This is a genomic window from Rhodococcus sp. NPDC019647 (assembly GCF_044389235.1).
Lineage (GTDB): Bacteria > Actinomycetota > Actinomycetes > Mycobacteriales > Mycobacteriaceae > Rhodococcus_F > Rhodococcus_F oxybenzonivorans.
The window spans coordinates 70,446-86,869 of the sequence record NZ_JBIRXS010000003.1; the positions used below are offsets into that span (position 1 = coordinate 70,446).

A 16,424-nucleotide genomic window follows, 5' to 3' on the forward strand; every position below is an offset into this window, starting at 1 on the left:
CGGCCTCGAGGGCGGTCAGCTGGTCAGTGCCGCCATCGGGTCGGGCAGGTCCGGGCTGGTCTGCCGGGCCCAGGAGTGGGTGGTGATCTCCGAGACCGGGGTGCCCTGGGCGAGCGCTTCCCGCATCCGCTCCGGGACGAACGACACCCCGACCGGGTTGCCGCCGTACTCCGGGCCGTTCATGTAAGCCGTCGCCTCGTCGGGGGTGGTGAAGTTGTCGATCTGCAGCTCGACGAAGTTGCCGTCCGGATCCTGGTAGTACAGGGACGTCGTGACGCCGTGCTGGATGGGCACCTTCGGCTCGATGCCCTTCTCCTTCAACGAGTCGTACCGATCGAGGAGATCCTCGAGAGTGTCGAAGGTGTACGCGGTGTGGTGCATGCCCGCAGCACCCGGATTGCGGGGTTCGAGCTGCACCGGGGCGCCGAGCAGCGCAACGCGGTGGTGCTCCTCGTCGAAGGTGATGAAGCACAGACCGTGCCCCTCGTAAACCACGTGCGCATCCAGCACGGTGCAATACCAGTCGCGCATCTCCTCGAATCGGCTCGTCTGCAAGACGACGTGCGCGAACTTGGGGGTGGCGGTCATCGTTGACTCCTTCGATTCCAATCACGGTCGGGTGACCGCGAGGGATGTGTGTGAGATCCGGATTCGAAATGCCGTTCCACAGCTAAGGTGGATTCCTACCGGGCTATATTTGATAACAGCTCGCGTTGCCGCGAACCCTCGTAGAGACCATTGCTGTGGTCCCCGTCACGTTGTGGTCTTCCCATTTTCACGAGAATCGGTCGAGGATGGCTAGTGGCTGGGCAACAGGAAGTTGGAGGGAAATTGGTTCACAGCCCAATTTGGGTGATGTGTTCGCTGTAGCGTTGAGACGGTCGGAAAGGATGTCGGGTGCAGCACTGGACTGGTCAACTTTCGGGAACACGCGCCCCGCAATCGGAGCTCGAGTGGCTCAGCCCGGACGCCGAACGCGTTCGAACCGTCCTCGGCGACGGCGCGGTGACCTGGGCCGTCGAAGTCGGCCAGGATATTGCCGCAAAAATCTCTCGGAAAGTTCCTGCAATGGGCGACGGAGCGCCACCCCTGGACGCGATTCGGCGAGCCACCACGGCGACCGCGTTTCGGGCGCTGACGCTGACCGCGGGTATCGGCGAGTCGGAACCCACTCTGGCCAGCGCTGAAGTGGAGGACATCGCCAGAGACTTCGCCCGGCGGGGTTTGGAGCTCGACGATCTGCTCCGGACCATCCGCGTCGGATATGCCGTGCTGGCGGCCGCACTTCTCGACGCAGCGACCCGGCTGATACCGCCGACCGAGAGCGGCGCCGAGATTCGCCGCATCTCCCTGCTCCTCTTCGAGGTGCTCGACGACTTCACCGGTGTGGCCGCCGCGGCATTCCTCGATGAGCAGAGCGCTTGGGCGGCGGGGGTGTCGGCGGCCCGGCTCGACCTGGTCACCAAGATCATCGCCGCCGACCCCATCGAACTCGCCCACGCCGAACAGGTCCTCGGCTACCCACTCGGTGGGCACCACGTGGCGCTTATCGCCTGGAGCGGCCCGCACTCGAGCCACGACCTGCGGGCCGTCGTCGACCCGGTGCTCCGGCACTGGGGTACGCCGACAGCATCATTGGTGATACCCATCGGTCTCCAAGCGATCTGGGCGTGGGGGGCGATCACCCCGGATCCGACCAGAGCCCTGACCTCCTCCCTACCCGACTTCGGTGACACCTTCGTCGTCGCCGGCCAACTCGGCTCCGGGATGGAAGGATTCCGCCGAAGCCACCTCGAGGCCCGGGCCGTCGAGCGACTGGTTCGACTCCGTTCGGGCCATCCGCCCACCACCACCGCTCACGAGCACATCGGCCTGGAAGTGCTCCTGCTCGCCGACCCGGAAGCCGCGGTGCAGTTCGCCTCCCGCCTGCTCGGCCCGCTCGCCGGCGAAGACCCCCGGATGGCCGACCTGCGGTCGACTTTGAGCCTCTATCTCGACATGGACCACAGCCTTGCCAAAGTCGCTTCGGCAGAGCATATTTCCAAGAACACGGTGACCTACCGAGTGCAGAAGGCCTTGAGCCTGTGCTCGCCTTCGGATGGATCGACCACGGACCTGCGTGCCGCGCTCCGCATTTACGAGTGGCTCAAAGACGCCCCCATCGCTCAGTGGGAACGACCGTAGGTCGATAGCCCGACCCTCGGCTGGTCCAGAGACCAAAAGTCGGCGACAACGCTGGGCTCTGCAGTAGTGCGAACTGGGTAACTGATGCGGTCTACTTGTGGTGTAGAACACAGCGGGTGGTGAAGCCCGAAGGCCAGCAGCACCCGTCCCGTTTGGATTCCACGGATCGTTGCGCTGACAGCCGCAGTCGACAGAAGGAAAATTTGCCATGAATACCCCCTCGAGTCCTGTCCAGGAAGCGTTCAAGGACGTGATGGCACACGTGGCCACTCCGGTCGCCGTCGTGACCTCCATGGACGGCGGCCTGCCCTTCGGCACCACCGTCAGCGCCTTCACCTCTTTGTCGATGACACCCCCGATGGTCCTGGTCTCCTTGGACCGCGGATCGGAGACGCTCGAACTGATCACGGCATCGAAGAAGTTCGGTTTGAACGTGTTGGGCCGCGACCAGCAAGGAACCGCGCTGAAGTTCGCGAAGAAGGGCGGAGTAGGCAAGTTCCACGGCGTGCGGTGGGACCTCGACCACGACCTTCCCCGAATCGCCGGCGCCGCCGGCTGGATCGCCTGTCACGTCGAGCAGTTCGTCGAGGGCGGAGATCATGTGGTCGTACTCGGCAACGTCGTTGCGGCAGATAACAATTACAGCGACCCGCTCACCTATCACCGCCGCGTATTCGGCACGCACTCGGCGCTGGAATCCGCGTAACACTACCGGCCTCGATTACGCCGCCGCCAGAGCACTTCGACAGCACCACCGAAATAATCTGCAAAGGAAGGCACGCCATGACGACCTCGTTAGCGCCCCGCGCCACGCACCATCGGTCATGGTCGACAATCGCAGCCGGTAGTCGCGCACTCGCCGCCGGCGAGCTGATCATCCTGAGCCATCACCGCCGCGTCGTGCTCGTCGGGTGCGCCGGCGCCGCGACCACCGAGCAGATGGCCTTCCTGATCCGCCACACCACAGGATTTCTGCAGGTGGCGCTGCACGAACGGATCTGTGACCGTCTCGTACTGCCGGAAGCGACCCCCACGGTTCGGGCCATCTCCACGCTCGGCCACGGCCAATGTGTCACCGTCGACGCCGCCGCCGGCATCACCACCGGGATCTCTGGTGTTGACCGGGCGCGCACGGCCCGCATCCTCGCCGACCCGGCCACGGAACCGGGCGATCTCACCAGGCCTGGGCACCTGATCCCGGTGCGCGTGACACCCACAGAGTTTCGTACGCGCCTGACCGCCGCGTCGGTCGCCCTCACGCTCACCGACACGGCTGAATCTCACTACTCGGGAGCGGTGTTCGCCGACCTCGACGGTATCGCCGACCCGACAGACGTCGGCAATCGAGGCGATGCCGAGATCCTTGCCGACCGGTACGGGCTCACGCTCGTCGCCGGTCCGGACCCCGAGGAACAACTTTCACTGACCCACCACCTGTGAGTACTTGTTAACCGCGGGCGGTTAACAAGTACTCACAGGTGGTGTTGCCCAGCGTCGTGCCGTGCGCGACAGACACATTCGACCAAGCCAGCATTCACATACCTCAGGCGCGGTTTCTGCATGCGCAGAGCTACGCAGAGATTCCCCAAACGCTGAGAAACACCACCCCACACATCGGAGGAAACAATGGACATCACCCGCACCGAACTCATGGACAGGGTGCACGCCCTGGTACCTGCCTTCACCGAACGCGCACAGAAGACCGAGGAGAACCGTGCTCCCCTCGACGAGACGATCACCGACCTCATCGACTCGGGAATTCTGGCCACGCTGACCCCCAAGGAGTACGGCGGACTCGAACTCGGACTCGACGTCGCCGCCGATATCGTCCGCACCATCAGCGCGGTCTGCCCGTCGACCGGGTGGGTCACCTCCTTCTACATCGGAGCGGCTTGGCGGGTGAACATCTTCACCGAACAGGCCCAACGAGAAGTGTTCGCCGACAAGCCCTACACCCTCACCGCGGGTACCGCGGCCCCGCTCGGGAAGGTGCAGAAGGTTGACGGTGGCTACCGCATCACCGGGCAGACGGCATGGAACTCCGGGTCGGTGCACGCGGAGTGGTTCACCTTCGCCGGTGTGGTGTTCGAGGAGGGCAGCGCCCCCAGCCCGCTGTGGTTCCTGGTGCCCCGCGAGGACGTCAAGATCCTCGACACCTGGTACATCGCCGGCATGTCCGGAACCGGCAGTAATGACATCAGCGTCGAGGACGTGTTCGTCCCGGAGTACCGCACCGGGCCGTTCGCCCTCGCACTCGCCGGTACCGCTCCCGGGCAGCTGATCCACCCCAATCCCATGTACCACCTGCCCTTCCTGCCGTTCGCGATGGCCGAGGTCACCCCGGTCGTCGTCGGTGCGCTACGCGGTGCGGCGGACGCGTTCGTCCAGCGCACCAAGGACCGGCAGGGAACAATCAGCCAGGAGAAGGCCTCAGGCAAGCAGGCCGCCCAGATGCGCCTCGGCCGGGCGCTGGCCGCGGCGGACGCCGCCGAAACCCTCCTCGACGCCTTCTTCGAGCGCCTCACCGCGCAGCGACCCGAGCAGTCCGACCCCCGCGATCGTGCCGAAATGAAGCTCAAGGCGGCATATTTGGCGGACCTGGCCCGCAACGCCCTCAACGACATGGTGCGCGGAATCGGCGGCGACGGATACCGAACCTCCGCACCGATCCAGCGGTTCTTCCGTGACCTGTCCGTGTTGTCGGTGCACGCCTTCCTCGACATCGACACGGCCTCGGAAACCATCGGCCGGTTCACCCTCGAACTTCCCGTATCCGATCCGCTCCTCTGACCGGATGCTGGCCGGGACGGGCAATCGCGTAATCGCGCAGGTGCCCGATCCCCGTTCCCGCACCACCGTCTGCAAAAGATCAGGAGAAAAGCACTGGTGAACAGCAACTCGACGATCGAATGTCTCGACGACGCAGCCAGAGACCTGCTGTTTGCGGGCGCACGAACAGTGAACAACTTCGCCCCGATCCCGGTCAGCGATGACAAACTCACACAGATCTGGGAAATGACGCGCTGGGCGCCCACGGCAGCGAACTCCCAGCCGATGCGCGTGCAGTTCATCCGCACCGACGCCGCGCGCCGCCGACTGCTCGATCATCTCGACGAGGGTAACCGTGAGAAGACGGCGTCAGCCCCCGTCACCGCAATTCTCACGGTAGACAGCGAATTTCACGAGCACTTGCCCCGGCTGCTGCCAATCCGGCCGCAAATCCGTGATGTCTTCGCCGACAACGACGCGTTGCGCGAGCGCACCGGTAACTTCAACGCCGCCCTGCAGGCGGGGTACTTCATCCTCGCCATCCGCGCCGCCGGTTTGGCGGCCGGGCCGATGGCCGGCTTCGATCCCGCAGGAATAGACGCGGAACTCTTCGCCGGAACCTCCTGGAGGTCCATTCTGGTTGTCAACATCGGATACCCCGGCGAGAATCCGTGGTTCGAGCGTCTCCCCAGACTCGACCCCGCAGAGACCGTCCGCTGGGCCTGAGGGCTGTAGACCGCTCGCCGATAGGGCCAAATCCAGTCCAGATCGACCCCACACAGTGCGGGGCCATCCCACACAACACCAGAGAAAGAGAGTCCGATGACCACAGCCACAACCGAGGTCGAGACCACCCGCAAACTTCTCGAAGCCGCCGACACCGACATCGCAGCGTTCTTCGACTTCTTCTCCGACGACTGCGTCTTCCGGATGGGCAACAACGCCCCCGTCATCGGCAAGAGCGCGATCCAAGCATGGGTAGCGCAGTACCTGACCTCGGTGGTGTCGATGCGCCACGAGATCCTCGAAGAATGGTCGGAAGGCAACGTGGCCGCGCTCCGGGTGGAGGTCACCTACACCTTGCAGAACGGTGAATCCTTCACACTCCCGGCCGTCACGCGCACCCGCGTCGAGAACAACAAGGTGACCGAGTACCTGATCTTCATGGACCCCAGTCCCGTTGTTTCGGGCAGCACGAAATAGGGCGTCCGGTGCCTGCCGACCCTAGGGGGACGGCATCCTGAAAGCGACACCGGGCGTCGAGCCGGCTTCACCCTTGCGGGACAGATCGGACAGGTAGCGATCTGGTCCAATGGCCGCAGTTGGCTCAGGATCCGGGTTCGGCGACGTTCACCGTCCGGAGCGAAGAAAGCGGACGCGGTAACGCCCGCTAACTCAGTGCAGGTGGCTGCCGCCGTTGATGTCGACGGTGGTGCCGGTGAGGTAGGCGGCGTCCTCGGAGGACAGGAAGGTGATCACCGCGGCGACCTCGGTGGTGGTGGCGACCCGGCCGAGGGGGATGTCGCGGCACAGTGCCGCTTCCGTTTCGGCGGTGCTACCGACGCGGATGCTGGTGTCGACCGCACCCGGGGTGACGGCGTTGACGGTGACTCCGCTGTCGCCGAGTTCGCGTGCGAGGGACTTGGTGAAACCGAGGATCGCGGCTTTCGCGGACGAGTAGGGCACCTTGCCGAAAACTCCGCCACCGCGCTGGGCGGAGACCGACGACATGTTCACGACTCGTCCCCAGCCGTTGTCGATCATGGCCGGCAAGAACGCGCGGGTGACGAGGTAGGTGCCGGTGGCGTTGACCGCCATCACCTTGTTCCACAGTTCCAGCGTCGTCTCGAGGAACGGTACCGGTGAGGTGATGCCGGCGATGTTGGCGAGCGCACCCACAGCAGGGAGGTTCCCGGCTGCAACTTCGGTGGCGACCGCGTCGTGCGCCCGTTGGACCGAGTTCTCGTCGGCGACGTCGATGTCGTGACCGAAGGTCGGGACACCGAACTCGTTGCCGATCTCGGCGGCGACCTTCGCGGACTTCTCGCCGTCGAGGTCGAGAACGACGATCGCCCAGCCCTCTTCGGCGTAGCGGCGGGCGGTGGCGAGACCGATGCCACGCTCGGAAGTGGCGCCGGTGACGACGGCGGTGCGCTGGATGGACGACATGATCGCTCCTCGTTGTTGGAAAGCTGACCGTTCCCGGGTGATGCGATGGAAAGCGGGAACCGGTCGACGATGCGGTAAGTGACTGCCACCACAGTAGGCCGATCAACTGTTGACAGTCAACCGTCGCCGGATGACGGTTGACAGATCGACGTGGCTCGGATCACACTGTTGAGACGCCAATGTTGACAGTCAACAAGTCGGCGGCAATCGTAGAAACCGGCAGCCCGAAGAGGAGTCACCCATGAGTACCGAAACACTCAGGATGCGAGGTCCTGTCCACGGCACGAAGGACGCCAAGCGCGTCGCAATCGGCTCCTCGGTGGGGGCGGTCATCGAGACCTACGACTTCATCGGGTTCGGCACGGCCGCGGCGCTGTACTTCGGTACGGCCTTCTTTCCGGGTGCCGATCCGGTCACGGGCACACTCGCGGCCTTCGCGACGCTGGGTGTCGGTTTCGCTGCACGCCCCCTCGGCGGGGTGCTCGGCGGCCATCTCGGGGACAAGCTGGGCCGTAAACCGGTTCTGGTAGCCTCGCTGATCGCGATGGGACTGGCGACCTTCGCGATCGGACTGTTGCCGACCTATTCGCAGGTGGGGCTGATTGCCCCGGTGCTGCTGGTTCTGGTCCGTATCGTCCAGGGTCTCGCCTTCGGCGCCGAGTGGGGCGGTGCGATCTTGATGAGCTACGAACACGCCCCATGGAAGTCGAAAGGGAAATACACCGGCATCGTGCAGGCCGGCTTCCCCGTCGGGCTGCTACTCGCGAATCTGGTGTTCCTGTTCAGCGTGCACCTCGGCGGCGACTGGGCGTGGCGCGTGCCCTTCCTCGCGAGTATTGTCCTGGTGATGGTCGGGCTGGTCATTCGGTCGAAGGTTCCCGAGTCACCGGTCTTCGAGGACGTGAAGAACGAGGGCGAGATCGTCAAGTCGCCGGTGCTCGAATCCATCAAGTACGACTGGCGCAACATCCTGCGCGGCATCGCACTCCGTGTTGCCGAGACCGCGGGCTACGCGGTGTCGATCACCTACATGATTTCCTACCTGCACAATGAGGGTCTCGCCGGAAAATCCGAAACGCTTGTCGCCCTCTGCATCGCGTCCGCGATCGGCATCTTCGCCACCATGGCCTGGGCCCGACTCACCGACCGCATCGGACGCCGACCCCTCTACATCGCATCCTGCGCGTTCGCGGCCCTCTTCGGTGCCCCGATGTTCCTGCTGGTCAACACGGGCCTGTTCATTCTCATCATCGCCACTATCGTGATCTCCTACGCCGTCTGCCAGAACTCGCTGGCGGGTGCGCAGGGTGCCTGGTTCCCCGAACTGTTCGACGCCGCCCGCCGATCGTCGGGAGCCTCACTCGCCTACCAGATCTCCGCGATGGTCTCCGGCTTCACGCCTTTCGTCACCACGTTGCTGTTCGTCTCCTTCGGCTGGTGGGGGCCGGCGCTGCTGTTCAGCACATACGCCCTGATCGGACTTTGGGCAGCGCTGATCACCAAGGAAACCTGGGGACCCACCGAACGACGCCTCGCTCACGAGGCGGTGGCGAGCGCCGACTCCAAAAGCGCCTGCGCATCCACCACAACCACGAATACCGGCACGACGAACACGATCCGCAAGGAAAAGGAACTCCTGTGACCACCACAACCGCCACCGCCGCGGCCGACGCCACCACCCGTGAAGCATCGCGGATTGCCACCATCGAGCAGTTCGCCTACCGGATGCGGCACAACATCATCGACATGGGTGAGGAGCAGGGCCAGGGGTATGTCGGGCAGGGGCTTGGGGCCGCCGACATCTTCGCCACCGTCTACGCCGACCAACTCCGCTACCGCGCCGACGACCCGCACTGGGAAGGCCGGGATCGCTTCCTCCTCTCCACCGGCCACTACGCCATCGGCCACTACGCCGCCCTCGCCGAAGCGGGCATCATCCCGCGCTGCGAACTGGAAACCTACGGCTCCGACGACTCGCACCTACCGATGTCGGCGATGTCCACCTACACCCCCGGCATGGAAATTTCAGGTGGCTCCCTCGGACACGGACTGACCATCGCGGTCGGCATGGCGCTCGGGTTGCGGCACCAGCACTCCACCGCCCGCATCTTCAATTTCCTCTCCGACGGAGAACTCGACGAGGGCTCGACGTGGGAAGCGGCGATGGGCGCCCACCACCACCGGCTCGGCAATCTCACCGCGATGGTCGACATCAACGCCCTGCAGGCGGACGGGGCAACCTCGACCGTGCTGAGTACCGAACCGATACACGAGAAGTGGGCGGCGTGCGGCTGGCACGTCGAGCGCGTCGACGGCAACGACGTCACCGCCCTCGTGCGTGCGTTCGACAACGCCGCCGCCGAATCCGACGGCAAGCCGTCGATCATCCTCTGCGACACCAAGGTCGGTAAAGGCGTGCCCCTGCTCGAGACCCGGGAGAAGGCGCACTTCATGCGCATCGAGGAACACGAGTGGCAGATCTGCCGCGACCAACTGACCGCCGGCTTCAACGACAAGGACGCCTGAGATGACCACCGCCAGTAAGCCGAAGCTCAAGACGTCGGCGATGATCGCCTCGTTCGTCGACGACGGCCAGAAGACCACCACGGCGCCGTTCGGACACGCCCTCGTGAAAGCCGCACGGGAGAACGACAAGATCGTCGGCCTGTCCGCCGACCTCGCCAAGTACACCGACATGCACATCTTCGCGCAGGAGTTCCCCGACCGGTTCTTCCAGATGGGGATGGCCGAGCAACTGTTGTTCGGCGCCGCCGCCGGGATGGCCGAGACCGGGCTGGTTCCGTTCGCATCCACGTACTCGGTGTTCGCCGCGCGCCGCGCCTACGACTTTCTGTGCCTCGATATCGCCGAACCGAATCTCAACGTCAACATCATCGGCGGACTCCCCGGCCTGACCACCGGCTACGGTCCCAGCCACCAGGCGACCGAGGACATGGCCATCTTCCGGGGCATCCCCAACCTCACCATCGTCGACCCCTGCGACTCGGTGGACATCGAACAGGCCGTCCCGCAACTCGCCGCCTCCGACGGCCCCACCTACCTGCGGCTGCTGCGCGGGAAGGTCGCGACTGTGCTCGACGAGTACGACTACAGCTTCGAGCTCGGCAAGGCGAAGGTGCTCCGCGGCGGCAACGACGTCGTCTTCGTCACCAGCGGGCTGATGACGATGCGCGCGCTGCAGGCCGCCGACCGACTCGCCGAGCACAACGTCGACGTGGCGGTCGTGCACACACCCACGATCAAACCGTTCGACGCCGAGACCGTCCTCGCCGAGGTGAACACCGACCGGCTGGTGGTCACCCTGGAGAACCACACCGTGATCGGCGGTCTCTTCGAAACCGTGGCCGCCGCCGTCGTCACTGCCGGACTCGGCAAACGTATCGTTCCGATCGCCCTGCCCGACCAGTTCCTCGACGCGGGCGCCCTGCCTACCCTGCACGAACGGTACGGCCTCAGCACGGACCGTATCGTCGCCAAGGTTCTGGGCGAACTGGCATGACCAACTCGTACGGCCCTCGCCGTAGGCCCGGCGGCGGGGGCAGTACGATGGCTGTCAACAGGTTGCTGTCAACAGACCTTTGTCGACAGTTGATCGCTGATCCCACGGAGGCAACCATGGCCGGACAACCCGCCGCACTGCTCGGGCTGGAGAAGACCAGTCTCCGTCAGCAAGCCGTCGCCGCCCTGCGGGTCGCGATCACCAGCGGGGAACTCGCGCCGAGCAGCCCCCTCGTGGAGACCGAACTGTCCGAGAAGCTGCAGATCAGCCGCGGCACGCTTCGCGAGGCGATGCGGCAGCTCCAGCAAGAAGGATTGATCACGGCAGGCGCGCGCGGTCGCCTTTATGTCCGGCATCTCGATTCCAAGGAGATCCGCGACATCTTCGCCGTTCGCGCAGCACTCGAGGCGCTGGCGGTCCGGGAACTCGCCGGCCTGACCGACCGCACCACCGTCATCGCGGAATTGCGCGCTGCCCTCGAGGTCATGGACACCGCCGTTCTCGAAGCCCGCATCGAGGCCGATCTGAACTTCCACCGCACCATGTGCGCTCTCACCGGCAACGACACACTGGTGCACTCGTGGATCTCCCTCGAAGGGTCCATCCGGATGTCGATCATGTTCGCAGGCCTCGATCGCGCCGTCGGCAACATGGACGTCGGCCGCCACAGCGCCATCGTCGACGCCATCGAAACCGGTGACGCCGATGACGCCGCCCGTGCAATCCAGACCCACATGGATTGGGCAGCAGCGAACCTCGTCGCCTGAACACCCCCCGACGAATCCTCGTCTCCACCACGCAGGCCGGCCCGGCAATTCCAGCGGGCCCCCGACCTCTGCGATGCCCACCTCCCGGTGACCGAGACATCGCCACCGAGGCGCCTGGGCGCTGGTTAGCGTCCAGAACGACGTTCGCTGCAGCCACGCGAACGGACGTAGCGACAGGCATGAGGAGAACGCTGATGGACTCGAGGGAATCGCCCGCGCAGCGGGAACTCCGGAGGGAGTTGCGCGCCTACTTCGCGGCACTGCTGCCCGAGGAGAAGCGGCGTATCGCGGGTGAGGAGGGCGTGGGCGGGGAGCATTTCCGCGAGATCGTGCGACTGCTCGGCAAGGACGGTTGGCTGGGTATCGGCTGGCCCGTCGAATTCGGCGGGCAGGGCCGGTCGGTCGAGGAGCAATTCGTGTTCTTCGACGAGGTGCAACGGGCAGGACTGCCGTTTCCCTTCGTCACCGTCAACACCGTCGGCCCCACCTTGATGAAGTACGGCACCGAGGAACAGAAGGCACGGTTTCTCCCCGGCATCCTGGCCGGTGAGATCGTCTTCGCCATCGGATACACCGAGCCCGGCGCCGGCACGGACCTCGCGTCGTTGCAGACGCGGGCGGTCCGCGACGGCGACTCCTGGGTGGTGGACGGCAACAAGATCTTCACCAGCGGGGCCAATACGGCCGACTACGTGTGGCTCGCCTGCCGCACCGATACGACAGCGCCCAAACACCGGGGTATTTCGATTCTGATCGTGCCGACGGACGACCCCGGGTTCAGCTGGTCACCGATTTCCACGGTGGGCGGTCTGACGGTCACCTCCACCTACTACAGCGGAATCCGCGTCAGCGATCAGGACGTGGTCGGAGCCGTCGACGGCGGGTGGCAGCTGATTACCGCCCAACTCAATCACGAGCGCATCGGCCTCGCGGCCCTCGGTGGCCGCACACTCGGGTTGTGGCATCAGGTACTCGACTGGGCCAGGGCGAACGGCGCCCTCGAGATCCCCTGGGTGCAAATCGAATTCGCGCGCACCCACGCCAAGCTCGAGGCGATGCGTCTGCTGAACTGGAAGATGACGGCCGCCGTCGCGAACGACACACTGTCGGGCGCCGACGCGGGCGCCACCAAGACCTACGGCACCGAAACGCACGTCGACGTGTACCGGGCGCTGCTCGGAATTCTCGGTGCCGCCGGCCGGTTGCGCCCCGGTTCGCCGGGGGCCGTCCTGGCGGGGCAGATCGAGCAGATTTCCCGGCAGAGCGTCGTCAACACGTTCGGTGGTGGAGTCAACGAAGTGCTGCGGGACATGGTGGGCACTCGAGGTCTCGGCCTGGTGCGCGAGAAGAGGGCGAAGTGAGTGACCTACTCGCCCGGTTACGCGCCTTCGAAGGCCGGACGATAGTCCCGGCCACGTGGGGTCCCGACCCGGTGAACACTCCGATGATCCGGCACTGGGCCGAGGCGATGGGTGACTCCAACCCCGTCTACCTCGACGACGACGCCGCACGCGACACCGGACGTGAGGGCGCCATCGCCCCGGCGTCGATGTTGCAGGTGTGGACGATGCGCACGTACGCCGACAAGATGTCCGGTGCCGATCCGTCCGACGTCTGGACCGAGCTGATCGAGACCTTCGACAGTGCGGGGTTCACCTCGGTGGTGGCGACAGATTCCGATCAGGAGTTCTTCGTCGAGCTGCGTCCCGGGGAGCGGGTGAGCGCGACGGAGGTGGTCGAAGCCGTCTCCGAGGAAAAGCAGACGGGTCTCGGAGCGGGGCATTTCGTCACCACCCTCAAGACGTACCGAAATGGTGACGGTGTCGTCGTCGGCACCCAGCGGTGGCGGACTCTCCGCTTCCGGCCCACCCCGAAAGCGGCCCCGCGTGCTCTTCGTCCGCGCCCGGCCCTCAACGCTGACAACGCGTTCTGGTTCGAGGCTGCGCGCGAGCACCGCCTCGTGATCCAGCGCTGCGCCCGGTGCGGTGTGTTGCGGCATCCGACCGGACCCATGTGCGGGCAGTGCCGCTCCACGGAGTGGAACACCGTCGACGCGTGCGGTCGCGGCACCGTCTACACATTCGTCGTCAATCACCACCCGAAGATCGATGCCTTCGACTACCCCCTGATCGTGGCGGTGATCGAGCTCGAAGAGGGCACACGCCTGATCGCGAACATGACGGACGTCGAACCCGAACACGTCTTTATCGGAATGCCGGTGGAGCTCGACTGGATCGACGCCGATCCCGAACTTACGCTCCCCGCCTTCCGGCCCCAACGATCGAGGGAGCACTGATGGATTTCACCTTCAGCGAGGAACAGCAGGCGGTCCGCGGACTTGCCTCCGATGTGTTTGCAGCGAAGGCAACCCCCGAGCGGATCAAGCAGGTCGAATCCTCCGCGGAGCGCATCGACGGAGACCTCTGGCGTGAACTGGCCGCCACCGGTCTCCTCGGAATCGCGCTCCCGGAGAATCTCTGTGGCGGCGGTATGGGTCTGCCCGAGTTCTACGTCCTCCTCGAGGAGCAGGGCAGGCACGTGGCCCCGGTTCCGTTGTGGCCACACGTGCTCGGCGCGCTCGCGATCTGCGAGTACGGGACACCGGACCAACGGGACGCCCTTGTGTCCTCCGCGGCCGACGGCAGCCTGTTCCTCACCATCGGAATCGAAGAATTCGGGCCCTACGGAGACGGGGTCCCGTCGACGACGGCCACCGAAGTCGACGGCGGATGGCGGCTGACCGGAGCGAAAGCCGCGGTCCCGGTGATGCACGCTGCCGAACGGGTCGTCGTGTCGGCCACGACCCCGTCCGGTGCGGCGCTGTTCCTGGTCGACCCGCGGTCGGAGGGAGTGACCGCCGAACGGGGTGCATCGACCACCCACGAAATCTGCGCGAACGTCACGTTCGACGCGACACCCGCGGAGCTTCTCGGTCCCGCGGACGGCACCACACCCGACTGGCTTCAGGAGAGGGTCGAACTAGCCCTTGCCGCACTGCAACTGGGTGTCGGAGAGGGGGCGGTGCGTCGATCCGTGACCTACCTGAACGAACGCAACCAGTTCGGTCGCCCACTCGCCACCTTCCAGGCCGTCACTCATCAACTCGCGGACTGCTACATCGATCTCGAGGCGATGCGGGTGACATTGTGGCAAGCCGTGTGGCTCCTCGCGAACGGTGAAGACCCGGGAACTGCGGTGCTGGTGGCCAAGTGGTGGGCTACCGACGCCGGTCAGCGGGTGGTGCACCGAACCCAGCACGTGCACGGCGGCATCGGCGTGGACACGGACTACCCGGTGCACCGCCACCTGCTGTGGGGTAAACAACTCGCGGCCACCCTCGGCGGCTCCGCCTCCGACCTGGCACGGCTCGGTGCGTTGCTCGCATCCGGGGTCGAGGTGGTCGCATGAGCACCGCGACTGGTGCCCTCCGCCCGCTGACCGAGGTCGAGGTCGGGTCGAGCCTGCCCGAACTGGCAATTCCGCTGACCCGCACCCTCATCGTGGCCACCGCACTGGCCACCAGGGACTTCCAGGATGTCCACCACGACCCCGCACTGGCCGTCGAGCGTGGCTCGAAGGACGTGTTCATGAACATCCTCACCACCAACGGCCTGGTGGGGCGGTTCGTGACCGACTGGGCGGGACCGCAGGCGTCGTTGCGACGCATAACGATTCGCCTGGGTGCCCCGAACTATCCCGGTGACGTACTGACGTTGACCGGCGAGGTGATCTCGAACGAGGCCGGGGTGGTCACCGTGAAGGTGCGCGGCGCCAACAGCCTCGGTGATCACGTGACCGGAACCGTCACCGTCGCCCGGGCCGCGGGAGGAGTTCAGTGATCAGCCCATTGTCGGGCGCGGCCGCCATCGTCGGCATCGGCGCCACCGAGTTCTCCAAGAACTCCGGACGCAGCGAACTCCAGTTGGCGTGTGAGGCGATTGTCGCGGCACTCGCCGACGCCGGCATCGACCCCGCAGAGGTGGACGGGCTGTCCACCTACACCGCGGAAACCAACGGCGAGGTGCTCGTCGCCCGCAACACGGGCATCGGAGAGTTGAAGTTCTTCTCCCGCATCGGGTACGGCGGCGGCGCCGCCTGCGCGACCGTGCAGCAGGCGGCGATGGCCGTCGCCACCGGAATCGCCGACGTCGTGGTCTGCTATCGCGCTTTCAACGAACGATCCGGGGTGCGGTACGGACTCGGCCAGCACGACCGGCCCATGGACAGCACCGCCGACCGGGCCGCATATGCCTGGCTGACACCACAGGGACTGTCGACGCCGGCGCAGTGGGTGGCCATGTTCGCGCGCCGCTACATGCACCAGTACGGCGCCACCAGTGAGGATTTCGGGCGAGTCGCGGTGGTCGCACGCAAGCATGCCGCCGACAATCCTGCGGCCTGGTTTTACGGACGGCCCATCACGCTCGAGGACCATCAGAGCTCGCGGTGGATCGCCGAACCCCTGCACCTACTGGACTGCTGCCAGGAAACCGATGGCGGTCAGGCGCTCGTCATCGTGTCGGCGGAGCGCGCTCGCGACCTGGCGCACAAACCCGCTTTCGTCGCGGGCGCCGCTCAAGGTTCCGGCAAGGACCAGCACATGATGGCGAGCTACTACCGGCCCGACATCACCGGAATTCCCGAGATGGGACTGGTGGCCCGGCAGTTGTACGGGCAGAGTGGTCTGACGTCAGAGGATATTTCGGCCGCGATCCTCTACGACCACTTCACCCCGCTGGTGTTGCCACAGCTCGAGGAGCTCGGTTTCTGTAAGCCGGGCGAGGCCAAGGACTTCATCCGCGAGGGCAACCTCGAGGTGGGAGGGCGTCTGCCGGCCAACACCCACGGTGGGCAGATCGGCGAGGCGTACCTGCACGGGGTGAACGGGATCGCGGAGGCAGTCCGGCTGATCCGCGGAACCTCGACCACTCAACCGGACGACATTCGCAATGTGCTGGTGACCGCCGGCACGGCAGTACCGACCAGCGGCCTGATCCTGAGCAGTGAGGACTGAA

General features: G+C 65.5%; 17 protein-coding genes. 15 read left to right on the forward strand and 2 right to left on the reverse strand.

What is annotated here, in order from left to right:
- Positions 1 to 15 precede the first annotated feature (15 nt).
- Positions 16 to 588 (reverse strand): VOC family protein, encoded by a 573-nt coding sequence (locus ACH49N_RS07815; RefSeq protein ID WP_358271992.1) that lies wholly within the window; start codon positions 586 to 588, stop codon positions 16 to 18.
- A gap of 309 nt (positions 589 to 897) precedes the next feature.
- On the opposite strand from ACH49N_RS07815, the gene ACH49N_RS07820 reads away from it, so the two are divergent.
- The 6 genes from ACH49N_RS07820 (at position 898) to ACH49N_RS07845 (ending at position 6,156) form a co-directional block, all read left to right on the forward strand.
- Positions 898 to 2,184 carry a helix-turn-helix domain-containing protein gene (locus ACH49N_RS07820; RefSeq protein WP_358271990.1) on the forward strand — a complete coding sequence of 429 codons (1,287 nt, stop codon included), beginning with the start codon at positions 898 to 900 and terminating at the stop codon, positions 2,182 to 2,184.
- A 208-nt stretch (positions 2,185 to 2,392) separates the two neighbouring features.
- Complete coding sequence (locus ACH49N_RS07825; RefSeq protein WP_358271988.1) at positions 2,393 to 2,890, forward strand: flavin reductase family protein; 498 nt, start codon at positions 2,393 to 2,395, stop codon at positions 2,888 to 2,890.
- Between the two features lie 77 nt (positions 2,891 to 2,967).
- A complete protein-coding gene (locus ACH49N_RS07830) occupies positions 2,968 to 3,624 on the forward strand; it encodes a 3,4-dihydroxy-2-butanone-4-phosphate synthase (protein WP_358271986.1) in 657 nt (218 codons plus the stop codon).
- Positions 3,625 to 3,810: 186 nt separating this feature from the next.
- Positions 3,811 to 4,974: an acyl-CoA dehydrogenase family protein gene (locus ACH49N_RS07835; RefSeq protein WP_358271985.1), complete on the forward strand. Its 1,164-nt coding sequence runs from the start codon at positions 3,811 to 3,813 to the stop codon at positions 4,972 to 4,974.
- Between the two features lie 93 nt (positions 4,975 to 5,067).
- A complete protein-coding gene (locus ACH49N_RS07840; protein WP_358272069.1) occupies positions 5,068 to 5,679 on the forward strand; it encodes a malonic semialdehyde reductase in 612 nt (203 codons plus the stop codon).
- Positions 5,680 to 5,775: 96 nt separating this feature from the next.
- On the forward strand, positions 5,776 to 6,156 hold the full coding sequence (locus ACH49N_RS07845; RefSeq protein WP_358271983.1) for a nuclear transport factor 2 family protein: 381 nt from the start codon (positions 5,776 to 5,778) through the stop codon (positions 6,154 to 6,156).
- A 192-nt stretch (positions 6,157 to 6,348) separates the two neighbouring features.
- Here ACH49N_RS07845 and ACH49N_RS07850 read toward each other — a convergent pair whose 3' ends face one another.
- Complete coding sequence (locus ACH49N_RS07850) at positions 6,349 to 7,122, reverse strand: SDR family NAD(P)-dependent oxidoreductase (protein WP_250766225.1); 774 nt, start codon at positions 7,120 to 7,122, stop codon at positions 6,349 to 6,351.
- 241 nt (positions 7,123 to 7,363) lie between these two features.
- On the opposite strand from ACH49N_RS07850, the gene ACH49N_RS07855 reads away from it, so the two are divergent.
- The 9 genes from ACH49N_RS07855 to ACH49N_RS07895 all read left to right on the forward strand — a co-directional run bounded on the left by ACH49N_RS07855 (position 7,364) and on the right by ACH49N_RS07895 (position 16,423).
- On the forward strand, positions 7,364 to 8,764 hold the full coding sequence (locus tag ACH49N_RS07855) for an MFS transporter (protein WP_358271981.1): 1,401 nt from the start codon (positions 7,364 to 7,366) through the stop codon (positions 8,762 to 8,764).
- Entirely contained in the window at positions 8,761 to 9,648 is an 888-nt protein-coding gene (locus tag ACH49N_RS07860) for a transketolase (RefSeq protein WP_358271979.1), read from the forward strand. Before ACH49N_RS07855 ends, ACH49N_RS07860 begins: the two co-directional genes overlap by 4 nt.
- A 1-nt stretch (position 9,649) precedes the next feature.
- Positions 9,650 to 10,642, forward strand: coding sequence for a transketolase C-terminal domain-containing protein (locus ACH49N_RS07865; RefSeq protein ID WP_358271977.1), 993 nt, complete (start codon positions 9,650 to 9,652; stop codon positions 10,640 to 10,642).
- 116 nt (positions 10,643 to 10,758) lie between these two features.
- Entirely contained in the window at positions 10,759 to 11,409 is a 651-nt protein-coding gene (locus tag ACH49N_RS07870; protein WP_317766104.1) for a GntR family transcriptional regulator, read from the forward strand.
- 194 nt (positions 11,410 to 11,603) lie between these two features.
- On the forward strand, positions 11,604 to 12,770 hold the full coding sequence (locus tag ACH49N_RS07875) for an acyl-CoA dehydrogenase family protein (RefSeq protein ID WP_317766108.1): 1,167 nt from the start codon (positions 11,604 to 11,606) through the stop codon (positions 12,768 to 12,770).
- Positions 12,767 to 13,705 carry a MaoC family dehydratase N-terminal domain-containing protein gene (locus ACH49N_RS07880; protein WP_358271975.1) on the forward strand — a complete coding sequence of 313 codons (939 nt, stop codon included), beginning with the start codon at positions 12,767 to 12,769 and terminating at the stop codon, positions 13,703 to 13,705. Before ACH49N_RS07875 ends, ACH49N_RS07880 begins: the two co-directional genes overlap by 4 nt.
- Positions 13,705 to 14,817 carry an acyl-CoA dehydrogenase family protein gene (locus tag ACH49N_RS07885; protein ID WP_358271973.1) on the forward strand — a complete coding sequence of 371 codons (1,113 nt, stop codon included), beginning with the start codon at positions 13,705 to 13,707 and terminating at the stop codon, positions 14,815 to 14,817. Before ACH49N_RS07880 ends, ACH49N_RS07885 begins: the two co-directional genes overlap by 1 nt.
- Positions 14,814 to 15,248, forward strand: coding sequence for a MaoC family dehydratase (locus ACH49N_RS07890; RefSeq protein ID WP_358271971.1), 435 nt, complete (start codon positions 14,814 to 14,816; stop codon positions 15,246 to 15,248). Before ACH49N_RS07885 ends, ACH49N_RS07890 begins: the two co-directional genes overlap by 4 nt.
- Positions 15,245 to 16,423: a lipid-transfer protein gene (locus ACH49N_RS07895; RefSeq protein WP_358271970.1), complete on the forward strand. Its 1,179-nt coding sequence runs from the start codon at positions 15,245 to 15,247 to the stop codon at positions 16,421 to 16,423. The genes ACH49N_RS07890 and ACH49N_RS07895 overlap by 4 nt, the downstream gene beginning before the upstream one ends.
- The last annotated feature ends 1 nt before the right edge of the window (position 16,424 follow it).